The 21,163-nt window shown below is 62.3% G+C and carries 22 protein-coding genes; 8 read left to right on the forward strand and 14 right to left on the reverse strand.

Annotation, left to right across the window (positions count from 1 at the left end; translation table 11 throughout):
* The first annotated feature begins 14 nt into the window (after positions 1 to 14).
* From N005_RS13265 to N005_RS13280, 4 genes are all read left to right on the forward strand, one after another.
* Positions 15 to 1,787 carry an N-acetylglutaminylglutamine amidotransferase gene (locus N005_RS13265; RefSeq protein ID WP_047701609.1) on the forward strand — a complete coding sequence of 591 codons (1,773 nt, stop codon included), beginning with the start codon at positions 15 to 17 and terminating at the stop codon, positions 1,785 to 1,787.
* 3 nt (positions 1,788 to 1,790) lie between these two features.
* Positions 1,791 to 3,536 (forward strand): N-acetylglutaminylglutamine synthetase, encoded by a 1,746-nt coding sequence (gene ngg, locus N005_RS13270; RefSeq protein WP_047701610.1) that lies wholly within the window; start codon positions 1,791 to 1,793, stop codon positions 3,534 to 3,536.
* Positions 3,537 to 3,678: 142 nt separating this feature from the next.
* Positions 3,679 to 4,869 (forward strand): osmoprotectant NAGGN system M42 family peptidase, encoded by a 1,191-nt coding sequence (locus N005_RS13275; protein ID WP_047701611.1) that lies wholly within the window; start codon positions 3,679 to 3,681, stop codon positions 4,867 to 4,869.
* Between the two features lie 192 nt (positions 4,870 to 5,061).
* Positions 5,062 to 5,289 carry a YheU family protein gene (locus N005_RS13280; RefSeq protein WP_024778700.1) on the forward strand — a complete coding sequence of 76 codons (228 nt, stop codon included), beginning with the start codon at positions 5,062 to 5,064 and terminating at the stop codon, positions 5,287 to 5,289.
* Here the strand turns inward: N005_RS13280 and csrA are convergent, their stop codons facing one another.
* Together csrA and N005_RS13290 are read right to left on the reverse strand one after the other, a co-directional pair.
* Positions 5,290 to 5,478, reverse strand: coding sequence for a carbon storage regulator CsrA (gene csrA, locus N005_RS13285; RefSeq protein ID WP_047701612.1), 189 nt, complete (start codon positions 5,476 to 5,478; stop codon positions 5,290 to 5,292). It abuts the gene before it with no gap.
* Positions 5,479 to 5,692: 214 nt separating this feature from the next.
* Complete coding sequence (locus tag N005_RS13290; RefSeq protein WP_047701613.1) at positions 5,693 to 6,508, reverse strand: SDR family oxidoreductase; 816 nt, start codon at positions 6,506 to 6,508, stop codon at positions 5,693 to 5,695.
* Between the two features lie 371 nt (positions 6,509 to 6,879).
* Between N005_RS13290 and N005_RS28230 the strand changes: the two genes are divergently transcribed.
* On the forward strand, positions 6,880 to 7,032 hold the full coding sequence (locus tag N005_RS28230) for a DUF3309 family protein (RefSeq protein ID WP_018606531.1): 153 nt from the start codon (positions 6,880 to 6,882) through the stop codon (positions 7,030 to 7,032).
* A 53-nt stretch (positions 7,033 to 7,085) separates the two neighbouring features.
* Here the strand turns inward: N005_RS28230 and N005_RS13300 are convergent, their stop codons facing one another.
* The 12 genes from N005_RS13300 to ccmA form a co-directional block, all read right to left on the reverse strand.
* The gene (locus N005_RS13300) at positions 7,086 to 9,182 is read right to left on the reverse strand and encodes an LTA synthase family protein (protein ID WP_047701614.1); all 2,097 of its coding nucleotides are present in this window, start codon (positions 9,180 to 9,182) and stop codon (positions 7,086 to 7,088) included.
* Between the two features lie 397 nt (positions 9,183 to 9,579).
* The gene (gene speE / locus N005_RS13305) at positions 9,580 to 10,455 is read right to left on the reverse strand and encodes a polyamine aminopropyltransferase (RefSeq protein ID WP_047701615.1); all 876 of its coding nucleotides are present in this window, start codon (positions 10,453 to 10,455) and stop codon (positions 9,580 to 9,582) included.
* Between the two features lie 204 nt (positions 10,456 to 10,659).
* Positions 10,660 to 11,067 carry a hypothetical protein gene (locus tag N005_RS13310; protein ID WP_047701616.1) on the reverse strand — a complete coding sequence of 136 codons (408 nt, stop codon included), beginning with the start codon at positions 11,065 to 11,067 and terminating at the stop codon, positions 10,660 to 10,662.
* 14 nt (positions 11,068 to 11,081) lie between these two features.
* On the reverse strand, positions 11,082 to 12,284 hold the full coding sequence (gene ccmI, locus N005_RS13315; protein WP_047701617.1) for a c-type cytochrome biogenesis protein CcmI: 1,203 nt from the start codon (positions 12,282 to 12,284) through the stop codon (positions 11,082 to 11,084).
* The gene (locus tag N005_RS13320) at positions 12,277 to 12,750 is read right to left on the reverse strand and encodes a cytochrome c-type biogenesis protein (protein WP_047701618.1); all 474 of its coding nucleotides are present in this window, start codon (positions 12,748 to 12,750) and stop codon (positions 12,277 to 12,279) included. The genes ccmI and N005_RS13320 overlap by 8 nt, the downstream gene beginning before the upstream one ends.
* Positions 12,747 to 13,283, reverse strand: coding sequence for a DsbE family thiol:disulfide interchange protein (locus N005_RS13325; protein ID WP_047701619.1), 537 nt, complete (start codon positions 13,281 to 13,283; stop codon positions 12,747 to 12,749). The genes N005_RS13320 and N005_RS13325 overlap by 4 nt, the downstream gene beginning before the upstream one ends.
* On the reverse strand, positions 13,280 to 15,268 hold the full coding sequence (locus N005_RS13330) for a heme lyase CcmF/NrfE family subunit (RefSeq protein WP_047701620.1): 1,989 nt from the start codon (positions 15,266 to 15,268) through the stop codon (positions 13,280 to 13,282). Before N005_RS13330 ends, N005_RS13325 begins: the two co-directional genes overlap by 4 nt.
* 3 nt (positions 15,269 to 15,271) lie before the next feature.
* A complete protein-coding gene (gene ccmE / locus N005_RS13335; protein WP_024778689.1) occupies positions 15,272 to 15,727 on the reverse strand; it encodes a cytochrome c maturation protein CcmE in 456 nt (151 codons plus the stop codon).
* On the reverse strand, positions 15,724 to 15,900 hold the full coding sequence (gene ccmD, locus N005_RS13340; protein WP_047701621.1) for a heme exporter protein CcmD: 177 nt from the start codon (positions 15,898 to 15,900) through the stop codon (positions 15,724 to 15,726). The genes ccmE and ccmD overlap by 4 nt, the downstream gene beginning before the upstream one ends.
* Positions 15,897 to 16,652: a heme ABC transporter permease gene (locus N005_RS13345; RefSeq protein ID WP_047701622.1), complete on the reverse strand. Its 756-nt coding sequence runs from the start codon at positions 16,650 to 16,652 to the stop codon at positions 15,897 to 15,899. The genes ccmD and N005_RS13345 overlap by 4 nt, the downstream gene beginning before the upstream one ends.
* A gap of 93 nt (positions 16,653 to 16,745) precedes the next feature.
* Positions 16,746 to 17,414 carry a heme exporter protein CcmB gene (ccmB, locus tag N005_RS13350; RefSeq protein WP_024778686.1) on the reverse strand — a complete coding sequence of 223 codons (669 nt, stop codon included), beginning with the start codon at positions 17,412 to 17,414 and terminating at the stop codon, positions 16,746 to 16,748.
* On the reverse strand, positions 17,411 to 18,046 hold the full coding sequence (ccmA, locus tag N005_RS13355) for a cytochrome c biogenesis heme-transporting ATPase CcmA (RefSeq protein ID WP_047701623.1): 636 nt from the start codon (positions 18,044 to 18,046) through the stop codon (positions 17,411 to 17,413). Before ccmA ends, ccmB begins: the two co-directional genes overlap by 4 nt.
* A gap of 199 nt (positions 18,047 to 18,245) precedes the next feature.
* Here ccmA and fliK point away from each other — a divergent pair, with 199 nt between their 5' ends.
* From fliK to N005_RS13370, 3 genes are all read left to right on the forward strand, one after another.
* Positions 18,246 to 19,817, forward strand: a complete 1,572-nt coding sequence (fliK, locus tag N005_RS13360; protein WP_047701624.1) for a flagellar hook-length control protein FliK — start codon at positions 18,246 to 18,248, stop codon at positions 19,815 to 19,817.
* Positions 19,814 to 20,143 (forward strand): EscU/YscU/HrcU family type III secretion system export apparatus switch protein, encoded by a 330-nt coding sequence (locus N005_RS13365; protein ID WP_047701625.1) that lies wholly within the window; start codon positions 19,814 to 19,816, stop codon positions 20,141 to 20,143. The genes fliK and N005_RS13365 overlap by 4 nt, the downstream gene beginning before the upstream one ends.
* Before the next feature lie 703 nt (positions 20,144 to 20,846).
* A complete protein-coding gene (locus tag N005_RS13370; protein ID WP_047701626.1) occupies positions 20,847 to 21,137 on the forward strand; it encodes a hypothetical protein in 291 nt (96 codons plus the stop codon).
* The last annotated feature ends 26 nt before the right edge of the window (positions 21,138 to 21,163 follow it).

Raw genomic sequence — 21,163 nt, forward strand, 5'->3', positions numbered from 1 at the left:
ACCGGTAAGGACTTATGTGCGGATTAGCTGGAGAGTTACGTTTCGATCAACAACCTGCGGACCTTGCGGCCGTAGAGCGAATGACCCATCACCTGGCGCCTCGCGGCCCCGATGCGTGGGGTTTCCATAGCCAGGGCCCGATTGCCCTGGGCCACCGGCGCCTGAAAATCATGGACTTGTCCGATGCCTCGGCCCAGCCGATGATCGACAATCAACTGGGCCTGTCGCTGGCCTTCAACGGCGCGATTTACAACTACCCCGAATTGCGCGCCGAACTGGAAGCGTTGGGCTACGCCTTCTGCTCCGGTGGCGACACCGAAGTATTGCTCAAGGGCTATCACGCCTGGGGCGAAGCGCTGTTGCCCAAGCTCAACGGCATGTTTGCCTTCGCCATCTGGGAGCGCGATGCCAAACGCCTGTTCATTGCCCGCGACCGTCTCGGCGTCAAGCCTCTGTATCTCTCCCGCACCGGCCAGCGCCTGCGCTTTGCCTCGGCGTTGCCGGCGCTGCTCAAGGGCGGCGACATCAGCCCGATGCTCGACCCGGTCGCCCTCAATCACTACCTGAATTTCCATGCCGTGGTCCCGGCGCCCCGCACCCTGCTGGCCGGCATTGAAAAACTGCCGCCAGCCACATGGATGCGGGTAGAAGCCGATGGCAGCATCGAGCAGAAAACCTGGTGGACCTTGCCCTACGGCCCACGCCCCGATGAACAGGACCTGACCCTGGAAGACTGGATCGACCGCGTGCTCGACAGCACCCGAGAAGCCGTTGCCATCCGCCAGCGGGCCGCCGTGGACGTAGGGGTGCTGCTTTCCGGTGGCGTGGACTCGAGCATGCTGGTGGGCTTGCTGCGTGAAGTCGGCGTGGAAGACCTGTCCACGTTCTCCATCGGCTTCCAGGATGCCGGCGGCGAACGCGGTGACGAGTTCCAGTATTCGGACCTGATCGCCAAGCATTACGGCACCCGCCATCATCAGCTGCGCATCGACGAAAAAGAGATCATCGAGCAACTGCCGGCGGCCTTCCGCGCCATGAGCGAGCCTATGGTCAGCCATGACTGCATCGCTTTTTACCTGCTGTCGCGGGAGGTCGCCAAGCATTGCAAAGTGGTGCAAAGCGGCCAGGGCGCCGACGAACTGTTCGCCGGTTACCACTGGTATCCACAAGTGGATGGCGCCAGCGATCCCTACGCGGCCTATCGCGCCGCGTTCTTCGATCGCAGCTACGAGGAATACGCCGCCACGGTGCAGCCAAAATGGCTGACGGCCAACGACGCCGCCGGTGACTTCGTCAAAGCGCATTTTGCTCAACCGGGCGCCGATGCAGCGGTGGATAAAGCCCTGCGCCTGGACAGCACCGTGATGCTGGTGGACGACCCGGTCAAGCGTGTCGACAACATGACCATGGCCTGGGGCCTGGAAGCACGCACGCCGTTCCTGGATTACCGACTGGTGGAACTCTCGGCCCGGGTCCCGGCGAAATTCAAGTTGCCCGATGGCGGCAAGCAAGTCCTCAAGGAAGCCGCCCGGCGGGTGATCCCCGGCGAAGTGATCGATCGCAAGAAAGGCTATTTCCCGGTGCCGGGCCTCAAACACCTGGAAGGCAACACCCTGGCCTGGGTCCGCGAACTGCTGCTGGATCCGAGCCAGGATCGCGGCCTGTTCAACCCGGCCATGCTCGACCGCCTGCTCACCGACCCCAACGGCCAGCTTACCCCGCTGCGCGGCTCCCGCCTGTGGCAACTGGCGGCGCTGAACCTGTGGCTCAGCGAGCAAGGAATCTGATCGATGAAACCCCACACGACGCTTCACAATCAACGGCTGTTGCGCGGCCAGGCGCCTTCCTATGAACGCTTGCAGGCGCGCCTGGCGGTAGACGGCAGCGAACTGGGCGCCGCTCCTATCGCGGTGCATTGCGGTTGGGGCCGATTGCTGATCGGCCATACCTTCCCGGACCCGGCGACCCTGGGCCAGGAACTGCTCAACGAACAACCCGGCGAACGTGACATTGCCCTGTACGTCGCGGCCCCCCAGCAAGTGCTGGGACTGGAGCCAGCGCAATTGTTCCTCGACCCTTCCGACACGTTGCGCCTGTGGTTCAGCGACTATCGGCAGGCCACGCGGGTGTTTCGCGGCTTCCGGATTCGCCGGGCGCAGAACGACGCCGATTGGCAAGCCATCAACCAGCTTTACCAGGCCCGCGGCATGCTGCCGGTCGATCCCCAGCGCCTGACGCCGCGCCATCAGGGCGGGCCGGTCTACTGGCTGGCCGAAGACGATGACAGTGGCGCAGTCATCGGCAGCGTCATGGGCCTCAATCACCAGAAAGCCTTCAACGACCCGGAAAATGGCAGCAGCCTCTGGTGCCTGGCGGTGGACCCGCAGTGTTCACGGCCAGGTGTCGGAGAAGTGCTGGTACGTCATCTCATCGAGCATTTCATGAGCCGTGGCCTGAGCTACCTCGACCTGTCGGTCCTGCATGACAATCGCCTGGCCAAGAACCTCTACGCCAAGCTCGGTTTCCGCAACCTCTCGACCTTCGCCATCAAGCGCAAGAACGGCATCAACCAGCCGCTGTTCCTGGGGCCCGGACCCGAGGCACAGTTCAACCCCTATGCGCGGATCATTGTCGAGGAGGCGCACCGCCGGGGCATCGAAGTGCAAGTGGACGACGCCGAGGGCGGTTTGTTCACCCTGATCCACGGCAGCCGTCGGGTGCGTTGCCGCGAATCCTTGAGCGACCTGACCAGCGCCATCAGCATGACGTTGTGCCAGAACAAGAGCCTGACGCACAAAGTGTTGAAGAACGCCGGCCTGAACCTGCCGGCGCAACAGTTGGCAGGCAATGCCGATGACAATCTGGCGTTTCTCGATGAACACGAGCGGGTGGTAGTCAAGCCCCTGGACGGTGAACAGGGCCAGGGCGTAGCGGTGGACCTGCGCACCATCGAAGAAGTGCAGAGCGCCATCGAAGCCGCCCGGCAGTTCGATAGCCGAGTGCTGCTGGAAAGTTTTCACGAAGGGCTCGACCTGCGCATCCTGGTGATCAACTTTGAAGTGGTGGCTGCGGCGATCAGACGTCCCGCAGAAGTCATCGGCGATGGCCAGCACACCATCGGTGCCTTGATCGAAGCCCAGAGCCGGCGGCGGCAGGCGGCCACCGGAGGGGAGAGCAAGATTCCGATGGATGCGGAAACCCAACGCACGCTGAGTGCTGCAGGGTATGACTACGACAGTGTGCTGCCGGCCGGTGAGCATTTGTTCGTACGACGCACAGCGAACCTTCACACCGGCGGTATCCTGGAAGACGTCACCGATACGCTCCACCCCACCCTGGCTGATGCGGCGGTGCGGGCAGCACGCGCCCTGGACATCCCCATGGTCGGCCTCGACCTGCTGGTGCCGGCTGCCGATCAACCCGAGTACGTGTTCATCGAAGCCAACGAACGCGCTGGCCTGGCCAACCACGAACCACAACCCACCGCCGAACGCTTTGTGGATCTGCTGTTTCCCCATAGCCAGGGGGTGGTCTGACACCCAGTGTACTGATCGTTCCCACGCTCCGCGTGGGAATGCCTCAAGGGACGCTCCGCGTCCGGATGACGCAGAGCGTCAGCGGCTGCATTCCCACGCAGAGCGTGGGAACGATCGGATACTCAACCGTTCAGGAGTTTCCATGATCAGCAAAATCCCCGAACCGAATCTCGAATACCTGCAGAAAGTCCTGCTGGAAATGCTCGCCATCCCCAGCCCGACCGGCTTCACCGACACCATCGTGCGCTATGTCGCCGAACGCCTCGAAGAGTTGGGTATTCCTTTCGAAATGACCCGCCGCGGTACGATCCGCGCCACCCTCAAGGGTCGCAAGAACAGCCCCGACCGGGCCGTCTCGGCCCACCTGGACACCATTGGCGCCACCGTGCGGGCCATTAAGGACAATGGTCGCCTCACCCTGGCGCCGGTGGGCTGCTGGTCCAGCCGGTTTGCCGAAGGCAGCCGGGTCAGCCTGTTCACCGACACCGGCGTGATACGCGGCAGCGTGTTGCCCTTGATGGCGTCCGGGCATGCCTTCAACACTGCGGTGGATGAAATGCCCATCAGTTGGGATCACATCGAATTGCGCCTGGACGCGTACTGCGCCACCCGGGCCGATTGCGAAACCCTGGGGGTGGGCGTCGGCGATTACGTCGCCTTCGATCCCCTGCCTGAGTTCACCGAGAGCGGTCACATCAGCGCCCGTCACCTGGACGACAAGGCCGGGGTCGCGGCGCTGCTGGCGGCGCTCAAGGCGATTGTCGACAGCGGCGAAGAACTGCTGATCGATTGCCACCCATTGTTCACCATCACCGAGGAAACCGGCAGTGGCGCGGCGGCCGCGCTGCCCTGGGATGTCAGCGAGTTCGTCGGCATCGATATCGCCCCGGTCGCACCCGGCCAGCACTCCAGCGAACACGCCGTCAGCGTGGCGATGCAGGACTCCGGCGGGCCCTACGACTATCACCTGTCACGACACTTGCTGAAACTGGCCAAGGAGAACGAACTGCCGGCACGCCGCGACCTGTTCCGCTACTACTTCAGCGACGCCCACTCAGCCATCACCGCCGGCCATGACATCCGCACCGCCCTGCTCGCCTTCGGCTGCGATGCCACCCATGGCTACGAACGCACCCATATCGACAGCCTGGCCGCCCTCAGTCGGCTGCTCGGTGCCTACATCCTCAGCCCGCCGGTGTTCGCCAGCGATGCGCAACCGGCCCAGGGTTCGCTGGACCGCTTCAGCCACCAGATCGAACACGATGCGCAGATGGAAAGCGATACCCGAGTGCCTTCGGTGGACAGCCTGGTGGGGCAGCGTTCGGATAACTGACAGTCAGGAGTTTCAGTGCCTGTTCTGACCTCATCGCGAGCAGGCTCGCTCCCACAATGGCCCTGCGCCACGCCCCCCCTGTGGGAGCGAGTCTGCTCGCGATGAGGCCAGCACAGGCACAACAGAACCCAAGGCTAGCCGCAAAGCCCCATTGGCCGTAGCATCGCGACATCATCCAGCCGAGGTACCCCCATGCTGATCCCCCACGACCAACTCGAAGTCGACACGCTCACTCGCCTGATCGAGGATTTCGTGACCCGCGACGGCACCGACAACGGCGACGACACGCCCCTGGAAACCCGCGTGCTTCGCGTCAGGCAGGCGTTGACCAAGGGCCAGGCAATGATCGTCTTCGATCCGGAAAGCGAGCAATGCCAATTGATGCTCAAGCACGACGTGCCCAAGCACCTGTTTGACTGATCACGCCTTGCGGGCGACCTGGTTCTTCTTTCTCTGGATCTTTTCGTATATCTCGAAGCGATGAACATCGATGTGACGCGGCGCTTCCACGCCAAACCGAACGGTGGTGCCGTTGACCGACAGCACACGAACGGAAATATCATCACCGATGGAAATCAGTTCACCCACGGCACGGCTGAGTACGAGCATGGTTCTTGTCCTTAAGAAGGTCTGGACCTTGACCATGCCCGGCCTGTTTCCTGTTCACAAGATGCGGGCGAGAATTCAGTAACCCCCTACAAACAAGACTCTGGAAACTGAAGGAAACTTCCTGCAAAACGGGTCGGACCACGACGTTTTCAAGACCCGAGCAACGATGTCCAGCAGGAGGATGGCGCCATCCTGAGGACAGCGCCTTTGCAGGTCAAGTTGGGTTCTGCCTGGCTTTGGCGCGCATCTTGTCGGCCATGACGGTCATTTCGTCGTACAGCATCTGTGGGTTCTTCTGTTTCATTGCCCAGGCCATGCGCCCCTGTTCGTGGGGCAGGATCATGAACTCACCCTTGGCGACCTGCTGGAAGATGTAGTCAGCGATGTCGGCGGCGGTGATGGGCGAGCTTTCCAGCAACTTGCCCACCTGGGCCTTCATGGCCGGGGTCGGACCACGGAAGGAGTCCAGCAAGTTGGTCTGGAAAAACGACGGACAAACCACGTGCACACCGATTTCCTGCTGCGCCAGTTCGACCAGCAGGCTTTCCGACAACGCCACCACGCCAGCCTTGGCCACGTTGTAGTTACTCATGGCCGGCCCCTGCATCAGCGCCGCCATGGAAGCGATGTTGATGATCTTGCCGCGGCTCTTTTCCAGCAACGGCAGGAACGCCTTGCACCCCTTGACCACCCCCATCAGGTTGATCGCAATCTGCCAGTCCCAGTCCTCCAGGGACAATTCACTGAAGAACCCGCCCGAGGCCACGCCAGCATTGTTGACGATGATGTCGATGCCGCCGAGCTTCTCTTCGCAAGCCTGGGCAAACGCCGTCAACTGACTGTAGTCACGTACATCGCAGCGTTGGACAAAGCCGTCGCCACCGACGTCGCGCACCAGCCTGAGGGTTTCCTGGAGGCCTGGCTCACTGACATCCGACAAGGCCAGGCGCCAGCCTTCGCGGGCCCAGCGCAGCGCGATTTCGCGGCCCAGGCCCGAGCCGGCGCCGGTGATCATCATGCGATTTTGCATAGGAAACAGCCTTTGTTCCGGAGAGATGAGCCGAGTGTAGCGAAGGAGCCAGCGGGACCCACGCTCCATCAGATTGCTGAATGGCGGGGGCAAACCGCAAAAAGGTTGCGCAGGTCTGTGGCAGCGGTTCCCGTGGCGAGGGAGCTTGCTCCCGCTCGGTTACGCAGCCGCGACATCCTGGGACCGCTTCGCAGCCCAACGGGAGCAAGCTCCCTCGCCACAGGGTTTTGCGTATACCCGACAGGCACTAAAAAACTTTGAATTTTTTACAGGACGTTACGGTCCGACTTATTAAGCCGCCCGGATTTAATGCAGCGTGCTGGCAGTTGAAAGTTGTATCACTCCAAAACTGACCAATAAGGAAATCAACAATGGGCACAATACTGATCATTATCCTGATCCTCCTGCTGATCGGCGGCCTGCCGGTCTTCCCGCACTCCAGAAGTTGGGGTTACGGCCCGTCTGGCATCATCGGCGTAGTGTTGGTAGTGCTGTTGATACTGCTGTTACTGGGCAAGATATAAATCAATGGCAAAAAAAAAGAGGCCTTTTTCAAGGCCTCTTTTTTATTTGCCGATCATCTGTCCGGCTTTCCATCCACTACGCCAGCGGTGTTATCCAGCAGACTCTTGGTAGCGGTTTGCAGGAAGGACTCGAGCTTGAGCTTCATCTGGGCGCTATCTGGTGCATCCGGAATGACTTCCGCATGCGGGTTGGCCCCCAGTTCATAGCGGAACATTTTCGGCCCCATCTCTTTCTCCTTCGGCAGTACCAGGATCCGGTCGCCCTGGATGATCGCCGTAGTCTGATCACTGCCCGACGGCTTGATCACACCGAAACCGGTATCGCCCTGCGGCAGATTCAACAGGTCACGGCCCCAGCACTGGTTGCGCACCTGTCCGCCGATCCGCCCCATGATGGTAGGGACGATGTCGACCTGGGTACCCACGGTGTGGTTACGCTGGCCGAATTTTTCCTGGATGCCCGGACCGATCAACAGCATCGGCACGTTGAAGCGGCCCAGGTCCATCTCGGTGATCTGGCGTTCGTTACCGAAACCATGGTCGCCCACCACGACGAACAGCGTCTCCTTGAAATAGGGCTCCTTGCGTGCCTTCTCGAAGAACTGGCCCAGCGCCCAGTCCGAGTAGCGCATGGCGGTCAGGTGTTCGTTCAGGCTGCCACGGTCGGTGACCCGTTCAACCGGCAGCGGCGTCGGCAGTGCATAAGGCGTGTGGTTGGACAGGGTCTGCAGCAGGGCATAGAACGGCTTGCCGTTTTCCCGTGCCTTGAGCTCGATCAGGCCACGGTCGAACATGTCCTGATCGGACACGCCCCAGGTCGGATCGGAAAACACCGGATTGACGAAGTCGTTACGCCCGATGAAGTTGGTCATGCCCTGGTTGCTGAAGAAGCCCGACTGGTTGTCCCAGGCAAAATCGCCGTTGTAGACATACACATCGTCGTAGTCACGGGCGCTGAGTAGTTGCGGCAGGCCCGACAGCTTGTGGCTGCCTTCCGGTGTCTGCATCAGGTATTCGAAGCCGGGCAGGTTCGGGAAACACGCCATGGTGGCGAACATGCCTTGGTGGGTGTGGGTGCCGTTGGAAAAGAAACGGTCGAACAGCAGGCCTTCCTTGGACAGCTTGTCCAGGTAAGGCGTGATGTTGCCCGGCGCGCCCAAGGCGCCCACCGAGTGACCGGCCATGCTTTCCATGAGGATCACAACCACGTTCTTGATTGGCAGGGTCTTGTCGGCTGGCGGCATGTAGTCGCGACGCACGGCAGCAGTGGCGGTATCCACCAGCTTGTCGTCGGGCAATACCAGCATGTCACGTACAGTCTGCTGGGCCAGCGGCTGCTCGAGAGTGGCCTTCCAGATGTTGTCACGGTCTTCGGACATGCGGCTCTTGGCCGCCGCCACCAGCGACAGCGTGCCATTGAGGCCCAGCTGGTTGGCGAAGTTCGAATCGGTGGTATAGACGTCACCCCAACGCAGCGGCGGGCCTTGACGCAAGGTGCCACGGGCCGCGACCACGGCCACCAGCAGGCAGACGACGAACACCGCCACCCGGCCGTACCACGGGGCGATCTGGCGGGTGCCGATGCTGCCGCCGCTGAACGGTCCGCGCGGACGGGTTGCACGGTCCGCGCCCTTGAACGCCAGGCTCAGGATGAGGGTGCCGCCGGCCCAGGCCAGCAGGTAGCGCACCACCGGGAAACCGTACCAGAGCATGCTCATCACGGTTTTCGGGTCTTCCTTCACATACTGGAAGACCAGGCCGTTGAGGCGCTGGTGGAACTCACGGTAGAAGTCCATCTCCATCAGGCCGAGGAACAGCGCGATGCTGGAGGTGACGGTCAGCCAGAAACGAAAGAAGCCTCGGGCCGCCATGGCGCGAGCGCTGAACAGCGCCAGCAGCAGCGGAACGCAGAGGTAAACCACCAGGCGCAGGTCAAAACGCAGGCCATTGGCGAAGGCTTCGACGAAGGTCGAGGCCGGGGTGTCGAGGATCATTTGGCGGTTATAGACCAGCAGCGCCACGCGCAGCAGGCTGAACATCACCATCATCACCAGGGCGCAGAGCAATGTGTAGGCCAGGTGCGATTTGACGGTCGGTTGCAGCAGGCGATGCGTGCTTCGCTGCTGACTCAGGGCGTCCGGGATTGCCATGTCGTTTGAGGACCCTATTGGAGTTGGAGTGACAAAAAGTACAAAGGCGCACCCGCCGCTGGCCAAAGCCTGGCCCGGGGTTTGCGCAAGAGCGCAGATGTTGCACGAACGGCTAAGGCATTGCCATTAAATAACCGGCGGCAATAAAAGCGCGGGGAATTGTCCGCAAGGTTTTGTGAAAATTTCGTTCAATGAATATCTGGAAACACAAAATGCCTGAACCAACCTCAATATCAGGCCGCCCTCATTGTGGCGAGGGGATTTATCCCCGCTGGGCTGCGCAGCAGCCCCATTCAGAAACCCAATTAGCCTGACACACCAAGTTGCAACTAGTGGGGGCTGCTTAGCAGCCCAGCGGGGATGAATCCCCTCGCCACAGAAAGCCCCCTCAGCCCAATCAGTCGTTACTCGGCTTGTTGATCGCCTGCAACACGTACTGCGGCATGGCAAACGCACCGAGATGAATCTCGGGGTTGTAGTAGCGGGTGACGATGCCGCTGCCGATGAACCGCTCATGCAGGGTTTCACGGGAGAGCTTGCGGTAAGCGCTGTCGGTCGAGCCCCAGGCGAAAGTCATGGCGCCGCCGATGTAGGTCGGCACCGCCGCCTGGTAGAAGTGCCAGTCGGCAAACAGGCCTCGCAGGCGGCCGGCGGTGGTCTGCACTTCGCCCAACTGCATGAATGGCGTGCCGTTCTGGGTCACCAGGATGCCGCCATCGTTCAGGCAGCGATGGCAAGCCTGGTAGAAGTTTTCCGAGAACAGCACTTCACCCGGGCCGATCGGATCGGTGGAGTCGGAAATGATGACGTCGAACTTCTCCTGGGTGGTGGAGACGAAGCGCATGCCGTCATCGATCACCAGGTTCAGCCGCGGGTCGTCGTAGGCGCCCTTGGAATGGTTGGGCAGGAACTCCTTGCACATGTCCACCACGGTGCCGTCGATTTCCACCATGGTGATGTGCTCGACGCCCAAGTGCTTGGTCACCTCCCGCAACATGCCACCATCACCGCCACCGATGATCAACACCCGCTTGGCCTTGCCGTGGGCGAGGATGGGCACGTGGGTGAGCATTTCGTGGTAGATGAACTCATCGGCCTCGGTGGTCTGGATCACGCCATCGAGCGCCATCACTCGCCCCATGCGCGGATTCTCGAAGATCACCAGGTGCTGGTGCTCGGTACGCACTTCGTGCAGCAGCTTATCCATCCGGAAACGCTGGCCGTAGCCTTCGTAGAGGGTTTCCAGGTAGTCGCCGGTCGGGGTGGTCGTCATGGTCAGGTGCTCCGATAGCTCACAAAGGCGCGCATTCTACGACGATGGGGGTGACAGGTGGGCACAAAAAACCATGCCACATCCGCAAAACCTGTGGGAGCGAGCCCGCTCGCGAAAGCGGTGGGTCAGTCAACATCTGTATTCGCTGACCTGCCGCCTTCGCGAGCAGGCTCGCTCCCACAAGGAGTAGCCTGCTACCTATCTTCAGTGAAACTGGCGCCCCAATCCCCCCGGTACGCCTTCGATGGTGGTGTCTTCCCACGGCCCATTGGGGCTGACGGAGCGGCTCCAGCCGTTGTTCCAGCGATAGTGGGTGCGTTGGCGGTAGAAGGTGTTGGGCTGGTTATCCAGCACATAGACCCCGAGCTTGGCGTCCCAGTGGCTGTTGCCCCCAGGTGGCGGGGCGAAACTGGCGGATGTGCGCGGCAGCGGCTTGGCCGGTTTGCTCGGGGTGGCCGGTTTGCCCGGCGCGGTGGACGGCACCGGCTTGGTGGTCGGCGTCGAGGGCGGAATGGGTGGCAGCGGCGTCGAAGGCTCCGGCGGACGATGAACCGCACAAGCGCTCAGGCCCAGGACGAGCGTCAGCAGAGTGATACGGGCGATGGCGGTCATGGTACAAATTCCTGTCATTGGTCCGGGCTGTCGATGGTCAGTTGTTGCGGCGCCGTAGTGCTGGTGGCCAGGGGCTGGCTGCGGCCGATCCACTCACCGGAAGTCGGTTGCCCGGCCCGGGAGATACGCGCCACCAGTTGGACTTCAGGGAAGTTCGACAGTTTCAGTTGCGGCATCATCGCGTCCGCGTCCCCCAGCTCGACGCTGACGGGCAGGTCGGCGACGGTCAGGCGCTTGGCCGCCAGCGGCGCCGGCGGGCCGGAAACGGCGCGGGCAAAGATGAATACGCTGTCGCCCGGCTGCACCTTGGCCTTGAGGGCCGGCGCCAGGTCGACACGGACCTTGAGCAGTGCGCCGGCCTTGACCGCCGGAGCCTGAGCCACCTTGCCGCCACTGGCTTGCAGCTTCTCGGTGGCGCGGGCAATACCGCCCTGCAGCGCCTCGCGGGATTTGTCGCCCTCCGGCAGTTGCGCCAGCAGGCGCCCCCAGTAATCGATTGCGTCCTGATAGCGTTCGCCTTCAAACGCGGCGATGCCCAACAGGCCCAGGCTGGTGACTTCCTTGGGATCGAGCTTCAGGGCCTCGTCGGTCAAGGCCTGGACCTTGTCCGACCATTTCTTGCCATCGGCAAAATACTGCGCCTGGGCCCACTGCCCCAGCAGCTCGGGCTGCCGCCCCGCCAACGCCACGGTGCGCTCGAAGATCTTCGCCGCATCCGCCGGCCGATCCTGGGCCATGTAGGTGCGTCCGAGGAAATACAAGCCCTCGGCGGAATCCGGTTGTGCCGCCACTGCCCTTTCCAGGCGCTGAGTCATTTCTTCCATCGACTGCGGCGCCTGGGCGAATTCACGGGTCAGTTCGACCTTGTCACTCGCGCCGAAATGCAGGTACAGGCCCAGGCCCAGCACCGGCACGAGCACGGCCGCCAGTAACGGCAGCGGCTTGCCCATGCGGGATTCGCGCGGCGCCTCGGCACCCTCGGTATCGGCAAGCAGTTCCCGAGCGGCTTCGGCGCGGCCCGTGTCCAGTTGCGCGGCGTTGAGCACGCCCTCCGCCTGCTCGACCTGCAACTCGGCGACACGCTCCTGGTACAGCGCCACATTGAGCGCGGTGCGGTCCTCTTCCCGCTGGGCGCGACGAACCCGCAGCACGGGGATCAACAGGAAACTCAGGGCAATCAGGAGAAGCAGACCTGCGGCGAGCCAGAAATCAATCATGCTTGGTGTTATCCAACAGTTGGTCGAGGCGCTGGCGCTCCTCGACGGAAAGCGTGTCCGGGGCGGCGGTGCGCTGCACCCGGCGGCGGCGCACGATCAGCGCGATGACGACGAAGCCGCCGAGCAACAACCCGGCGGGGCCGAACCAGAGCAGCGCGGTCTTGGAGGTCAGGGCCGGGTTGTAGCGCACGAACTCACCGTAGCGATCCACCATGAAATCGATGATCTGCTGGTTGTCCTTGCCCTCGCCAAGCATGCGGAAGATTTCCTTGCGCAGGTCGGCGGCAATCGGGGCGTTGGAGTCGGCGATGTCCTGGTTCTGGCACTTGGGGCAGCGCAGCTCCTTGGTCAGCTCGCGAAACCGCTCGCGCTCGCCGTCGTTGGCGAATTCGTAGGTGTCGATGGCGGCCTGGGCCATGCCGGCGAGGCTCAAACCCAGGACGACGGCGGTTAACCAGCGCTTCATGGCTTGGCCTCGTCCACCAGTGCCTGGTATTTGCCAGCCAGTTTCTCCCGCCAGACCTGCTCGTCGATCACCCCGACGAACTTGTCACGGATCACGCCCTTGGCATCGATGAAGAAGGTTTCCGGAGCCCCATAGACCCCAAGGTTCAAGCCCAGGGAGCCCTCTTCATCACGAATGTCCAGTTGATACGGGTTATGGAACTCGGCGAGCCACTTCAAGGCATCGACGTTGACGTCTTTGTAATTGATGCCGTAGATCACCACGCCTTTCTCGGCCAACTTGTTCAGCACCGGATGCTCGACCCGGCAGGAAATGCACCAGGTGCCCCACACATTGACCAGTGCCGGCTTACCCAGCAGATCGGCGCGGGTCAGCGTCTTGTCGCCCTGCACCGACGGCAGGGTGAACTCCGGGAACGGCTTGCCGATCATCGCCGAAGGCAACTCGGACGGGTCCAGGAAAAGCCCCCGGTACAGAACGACCGCCACCATCAGGAACAGCGCCAGCGGCAATACCATCAACCAACGTTTCATGCAGTGGCTCCCGTCACGCCCAGGGCTTCGCGCACCCGGGTTTTCACCTTGACTCGATAACGCCGATCCAGCGCCGCCAGCGCCCCGCCCAGTCCGGTCAACAAACCACCGAACCAGATCCAGCGCACGAACGGCTTGACGTGCACCCGCACCGCCCAGGCGCCGTCGCCCAGGGATTCGCCCAGTGCCACATAGAGGTCGCGGGTGAAACCGGCGTCGATGCCAGCCTCGGTCATCACCGAGTTCTGTACGGTGTAGAGGCGCTTCTCGGGATGCAGTACCGTCACTTCCTGGCCATTGCGAATGACCCGCACCGTGCCTTTATCGGACGTGAAGTTCGGGCCTTCGAAATGCTTGGCGCCCTCGAACACGAACTGGTAACCGGCCAGCTCCATGGACTCCCCCGGTGCCAGGCGCAGGTCGCGCTCGGCGCTGTTCTGGCTGGACAGCACCACGCCCAGGGCACAGACGGCGATGCCCAGGTGGGCGATCTGCATGCCCCAGTAGCTGCGGGTCAGGGTGGGCAGGCCCTTGACCAGGCCTTTGTGACGGGTCTTGTCGAAAATGTCCCGCACACCGGCCAGCAATACCCAGGCCGCCAGGACGAAGGTTGCCAGCACCGCCCAGTTGAAATCGCCATATGCGATCCCGGCCACCACGGCCAGGGCGGCAGTGCCCAGCAGCACCGGCGTCAGCATGCCCAGCAGCCACTTGACCGGCGTGTCTTTCCAGCGCACCAGCACACCAACGGCCATCACCACCATCAGGATCGCCATCAGCGGGATGAACAGCGCATTGAAGTACGGCGGGCCGACCGACAGCTTGGCGCCGGAGAGCGCATCGAGCACCAGCGGATACAACGTTCCCAGCAGGATCATCGACGCGGCCACCACCAGCACCAGGTTGTTGCCCAGCAACAGCGTCTCCCGGGACCAGAGGTTGAAGCCGACCTGGCTCTTGACCACAGGGGCCCGCAAGGCGAACAACGTCAGCGAACCGCCGACCACGAACAGCAGGAACATCAGGATGAACACGCCGCGCTCGGGGTCCGAGGCGAAGGCATGCACCGAAGTCAACACGCCGGAACGCACCAGGAAGGTCCCCAGCAAGCTCAGGGAGAACGCCGCAATCGCCAGCAGCACGGTCCAGCTCTTGAACACGCCACGCTTCTCCGTGACCGCTAGCGAGTGAATCAGTGCCGTGCCCACCAGCCAGGGCATGAACGAGGCGTTTTCCACCGGGTCCCAGAACCACCAGCCGCCCCAGCCCAGTTCGTAGTAGGCCCACCACGAACCGAGAGTGATTCCGATGCCGAGGAAGGCCCAGGCGACGATGGTCCACGGACGCGACCAGCGGGCCCAGGCAGCATCGAGGCGACCGCCCAGCAACGCGGCGATGGCAAAGGCAAACGCTACGGAAAAGCCGACGTAGCCCATGTAGAGCATCGGCGGATGAACGATCAGGCCGATGTCCTGCAGCAGCGGATTGAGGTCGCGGCCATCCATCGGCATCTGCGGCAGGATCCGCGCGAATGGGTTGGACGTGACGATCAGGAACAGCAGGAAACCGGTGCTGATCATGCCCATTACCGCCAGCACCCGGGCGAGCATCACCTGGGGCAACTGCCGGGAGAACACCGAGACGGCGAAAGTCCAGCCGGCGAGAATCAAGGCCCAGAGCAGCAGCGAACCTTCATGGGCGCCCCACACCGCACTGAACTTGTAGTACCAGGGCAAGGCGCTGTTAGAATTGCTCGCGACGTAGGCCACGGAAAAATCGTCGGTCATGAAGGCGTAGGTCAGGCAACCGAAGGCGAACACCATGAAGGCGAACTGTCCCCACGCCGCCGGCTGGGCCAGGCTCATCCACAGGCGGTCGCCGCGCCAGGCACCGAGCAGCGGCACCACGGCCTGCACCAGGGCCAGGCACAGGGCCAGGATCATCGCCAGGTGGCCCAACTCGGGAATAAAGATGCCAGTGTTCATCGATCAGCCTTCCTTCACGGGAGCGGGCGCCGACTGACCACTGTCTTTAAGTGCCTTGGTCACTTCCGGCGGCATGTATTTTTCGTCGTGCTTGGCCAGCACTTCGTCGGCCACCACCACACCATCGGCGTTGAGCTTGCCCAGGGCGACGATGCCCTGCCCTTCACGAAACAGGTCCGGGAGGATGCCGCGATACGTGATGGTCACGGTCTTGTTGAAATCGGTGACGTTGAACTTCACGTCCAGCGAATCCCCGGAACGGACCAGCGAGCCCTTCTCCACCATGCCGCCGGCGCGGATGCGGGTGTCCTTGGGCGCTTCGCCATTGGCGATCTGGGTCGGGGTGTAGAACAGGTTGATATTTTGCTGCAGGGCGCTCAAGGCCAGGCCGACCGCGGCACCGACACCCACCAGGATCGCCAGGATGATGACAAGACGTTTTTTGCGCAGCGGATTCACTGACCGTTCTCCCGGCGCAGACGACGCGCCTCATGTTGCAGATACCGCTTGCGGGCCTGGATCGGCACCGCCACGTTAAGGGCCAGCACCGCCAGGCAGATGCCATAGGCCGACCAGACATACAGGCCATGATGGCCCATGGCGAGAAAATCGCCGAATGAAGCGAAACTCATCGAGCGGCCTCCAGGCTGTTCTGTACTTCGGCCTTCACCCAACTGGCCCGGGCTTCGCGCTTGAGCACTTCCAGGCGCATGCGCAGCAACAGCACCGCGCCGAAGAAGCAATAGAAACCCAGGGCGGTCAGCAGCAAGGGCAACCACATTTCCACGGGCATCGCCGGTTTTTCCGTGAGGGTGAACGTCGCGCCCTGATGCAGGGTGTTCCACCACTCCACCGAGTACTTGATGATCGGGATGTTGATCACGCCGACAATCGCCAGCACCGCGCAGGCCTTGGCCGCGCTCTCACGATTGCTGATGGCGTTGCCCAGCGCAATAAGACCGAAGTACAGGAACAGCAGGATCAGCATCGACGTCAGTCGGGCATCCCAGACCCACCACGAACCCCAGGTCGGCTTGCCCCAGATGGCCCCGGTGACCAGCGCCACGGCGGTCATCCAGGCGCCGATGGGCGCGGCGCATTGCAAGGCCACGTCGGCCAGCTTCATCTTCCAGACCAGCCCGACCACGCCGCACACCGCCAGCATGACGTAGATCGACTGGGCGAGCATCGCTGTCGGCACATGGATGTAGATGATCCGGAAGCTGTTGCCCTGTTGATAATCCGGCGGCGCGAACGCCAGGCCCCAGACCACGCCGATGCCAATCAGCAGCAGTGCGGCGATGCTCAGCCAGGGCAATAACTTGCCGCTGATGCCGTAGAACCATTTGGGTGAGCCGAGCTTATGAAACCAGGTCCAGTTCATTGCTGTTTCCATCACGGTTGCGGCGCGCTGTCACGCGCCGCGGATCTGCCTTAACTTCACAGGAAGTGGTCGTTTTTTGACCAGGCCTCATTATTATTCGCCGACGCTGATCTTCAGGCCAGCAGCTATTGCAAAGGGTGTCAGGGTTATCGCCAGGGCGGTCAGGCTCCCGAGCCAGAGCAGGTAACCGATTGCCGGCATGCCTTGCAAGGCGGCCTGCAAGGCGCCACTGCCGAGGATCAACACCGGGATATACAGCGGCAGGATCAGCAACGCCAGCAACAGGCCGCCGCGCTTCAAACCCACCGTCAAGGCCGCCCCCACCGCACCGAGCAGGCTCAGCACCGGTGTACCCAGCAGCAACGAGACCAGCAGCACCGGCATGCACGCGGCAGGCAACCCCAGCATCATCGCCAGCAGCGGCGAGAGCAATACCAGCGCCAGGCCGGAAAAAACCCAGTGTGCCAGTACCTTGGCCAAAACCAGAAGGGCCAGGGGGTGCGACGAAAGGACCCACTGTTCCAGGGAACCGTCTTCGAAATCACTGCGGAAAAGCCCGTCCAGCGAGAGCAGGACCGACAAAAGCGCCGCCACCCAGACCAGTCCCGGCGACAAGGTTTGCAACAATTGAGTCTCCGGTCCGACAGCCAACGGGAACAGCGCGATGACGATCGCGAAGAACACCAGCGGGTTGGCCAGTTCGGCCGGACGACGGAACAGCAGGCGCGCCTCGCGGGCAAGCAACAGGCCAAACACGCTCATACGGCCCAGTTCCCCAGATCAATGTTGCGATAACCGGACGGCATCCGGGCCAGGGTATGGTGGGTGGTCAGGAGCACCATGCCTCCGTCCTCGCAATGCCCGGCCAGATGCTCCTCAAGTTGTGCCACGCCCTGCTTGTCCAAGGCGGTGAAGGGTTCGTCGAGAATCCACAGCGGCGGGCTGTCCAGGTACAACCGGGCCAGGGCCACGCGACGCTGCTGACCGGCGGACAAGGTATGGCATGGCACGTCTTCGAAGCCGCGCAGCCCCACCGTGGCCAACGCTTGCCAGATCGCTTCGCGGCCGGCGGGCCGATGCAGCGCACAGAGCCAGCTGAGGTTCTCCTCGGGAGTGAGCAAATCCTTGATCCCGGCGGCGTGGCCGATCCAGAGCAGGTTGCGGGCCAGTTCGCTGCGCTGGTCCTGCAAGGGCCGACCATTGAGCAACACCTGGCCGGCGGTCGGCTGCATCAACCCGGCCAGCAGGCGCAGCAGGCTGGTCTTGCCACTGCCGTTGGGGCCACTGACTTGCACCATATCGCCAGGCGAGAGTCTCAATTCGAGGTGTTCGAAAAGCAGCCGCAAGTCTCGCTCACAGGCGAGACCGACGGTTTGCAAGAGAGGACTGGTCAAGGGATCGCGGGCCTTATACGGTTTAAGTCGGCGGTGCAGCGGCCGTTAAAGAGATGCAGCATAGATGCATTGATGGCCTGTTCCACAGAGCTGCGTCAAACAATTGCAAGGTTTTCGCCGCTCCCTGAAAGACGGGCGGCATTATACATGGCATGCCCCCAGGGGGCGTTCCTCAATTAGTTCCAGGGTAAGTCCGCAGATGACAGGCGACATGAACATCCAGCCGCTGCCCCAGACCACGGCAACGACGCGTACGCCGGCGGTCAGTGGCGAGCTGCTCAAATTGCTGACGCCGGTCGAAGGCCTGATCGCCGCCGGCCAGACGGCCAGTGCCGAGGTGCTGTCGCTCAAGCAGGCGGACCAGACTTTCCAGCTATTGCTCAAGCTCACCCTGGAAAGCGGTCGCCAGACCACGGTGCAGGCCACCAGCGCCCAGCCGCTGCCACAAGGCACCAGCCTGGCGGTGACCCAGCCGTCCGCCAGCAACCTGGCGATCGCCGTACAACAGGCCGTTGCTTCCAGCGTTGCGACCCTGACCCGGATCGACACCACGCAACTGCCGGTCGGCACCCTGCTGCAAGGCAAGGTGATTACCAGCCAGGCGTTGCCGCAGTTGCCGGGGCAACCGGCGGTGTATCGGTCACTGGTGAGTCTGCTCAACACTGCCCAGGCCGGCAGCACCCTGGACATCGACAGCCCCCAGCCGCTGCGTATCGGCACGCTGTTGAGCGCCCAGGTGCAGGATGCCCAGACATTGAAATTCGTTCCGCTGAGCAACCGCCAGGAACAATTGGCGGTGAGCCAGCAACTGGTGACCCAGGTGAGTCGCCAGGGATCATTGGACAGCCTGCTCAGTGCCCTGCAGGCGCTGCCCGCCACGGACGAGACCGGCGTCGAGCTGCGCGCCGCGGTGACGCGCCTGCTGGCCAACCTGCCGGACGTACAGCAATTGAGCACGCCCAAGGGCCTGGCCCAGGCCCTGGCTGCCAGCGGTGTATTCCTGGAAAGCAAACTGCTGGCCGGGCAACCTCCGAGCGTGGCCGCGGACCTCAAGGGTGACCTGCTGAAGTTGATCGCCCAACTGACCACGACTCTGCCCGCTTCCACCAATCTCGGCGCTGTCATCGCCGCCAACACCCTGGCCCAGGCCTTGCCCAGCTTCGTGCGCAACGCCCTGGGCACCCTCGGCCAGGTCAGCGCAAAGCCGCAGCCCACCAGTTTCCCCCTACCCTCGCGCCTGCTGAAGGGCCAGGACGATGAAGGCGACCTGGAACACCTGCTGCGCCTCGCCGCCGCTGCCGTGTCGCGCTTGCAAAGTCACCAGCTGTCGAGCCTGGAGCAAACCGGCCTGACCGACGACGGCCGGTTGATGAGCACCTGGCAACTGGAAATCCCGATGCGCAACCTGCAGGACATCGTGCCGTTGCAGGTCAAGTTTCAACGGGAGGAAACCCCGCCTCGGGAACAACCCAACGAGCGAAAGGAAGAACGCGAGACCAAGCAGCAGCTCTGGCGGGTCGAGCTGGCATTCGACCTGGAGCCACTGGGGCCGCTGCAGGTCCAGGCGCAATTGCTCAGCGGCAGCCTGTCCAGCCAGTTGTGGGCGGAACGGCCCTACACGGCGAACCTGATCGAACGCAACCTGGCGGCACTGCGCGAGCGCCTGGTGACCTGCGGCGTGAACGTTACTGACCTGGACTGCCATGTCGGCATCCCGCCCAAAGGCCCCAAGACCCGACTCGAACAACGCTGGGTGGACGAAACCGCATGACAGCCCATACCGAACCCCGCCAGGCCATCGCCCTCAAATACGACGGTCACCACGCCCCGACCCTCACCGCCAAGGGCGACGAAGCCCTGGCCGAGGAAATCCTGCGGATCGCCCGGGACAGTGAAGTACCGATCTATGAGAATGCCGAGCTGGTGAAGCTCCTGGCCCGGCTGGAGTTGGGGGAGAGCATTCCGCAGGAGTTGTATCTCACCATCGCCGAAATCATTGCCTTTGCCTGGACACTCAAGGGCAAATTCCCCAAGGGGTTCGACCCGCATGCGCAGAGTGTGGAGAAGGATGTGACGGAGCGTGGGGAGGATTACTGACTGCCAGCGGCGACGCTGAATACGAACAATCTACTCATTGCAGAGAGTCTCGAACTGATCGCTGGCTAGTGGCCTGTGTGGCTAATTCGTTTACTCAACTTCGGCGCCAGGACTTGCCAGGCTGCGTTGCCATTCCTTGCCGTAGCGGGGCTACGACTCGTCGTGGCGCCTTGCCTGGCAGGCCCTGGCACTCGAATTTGAGTACTCGAATTAACCGTACAGGCCACCAGCGATGCGACCGATTTTGAAGTCTGTAAATCCTGTGGGAAATAACTGTCTATGTTGAAGGAGTCAGCGCTCGCTGGGCCGAGAAACAAACCAAACCCTGCTAACCCGTATCACCAGACATAGCGCAACAGCCGGTTTTAGTGGGCTTGCATCACGAAGCGCGGGGGAACCACTCGCCAGGATATCCACCTGAGCTTCCTACAGCCTGGTTGCGGCTACCAAAATCACTGCCTAAAGTTGGCCTGTCGCTGACATCAGTTGGCGAAGGGTTTCGCAGCCCTTAAGATTGATACCTTGTTCGCCATGTACGGCCGGCTTTCGGTTGCGCATCGTTTCATGGCGGTTGTGCGTGGGAGACCTTCGGGTCTGCCGGGTCTTGGTGTTAATCCTCCGGTCTGCGAACCCGCGCATAACTGCCACCCATCCTGTTTCGCAGCAGAACGGTGGCAATCCAATTTTTATCAGGATTAACACCATGACAACTCAACCCCCGCTCAACCACTTCACCCCCATGTCTCACTTCGCCACCGAACATCCCATCCTTCTCATTGATGCCAATGCCCCACTGACTGAACTCCACAGCTGCCTGAACGAACGTCTCGAAGCCGTCCTCAAGTATCTCAGCCTCATGGCCTGCACCACCCTGCCCGACTATGCCGAAAACGACGTAAATACAGTCACCAACATTGCTCGGATTCTGGTTCAGGATGTGAGCGATGTGTTTCGGGTAATTGAGGTACGGGGGTTGGAGGCATCTGAGGGATAGCTGCGGTTCCAGACATACAACCCGTC

The organism is Pseudomonas mediterranea CFBP 5447 (assembly GCF_000774145.1).
GTDB classification, from domain to species: Bacteria; Pseudomonadota; Gammaproteobacteria; order Pseudomonadales; family Pseudomonadaceae; genus Aquipseudomonas; species Aquipseudomonas mediterranea.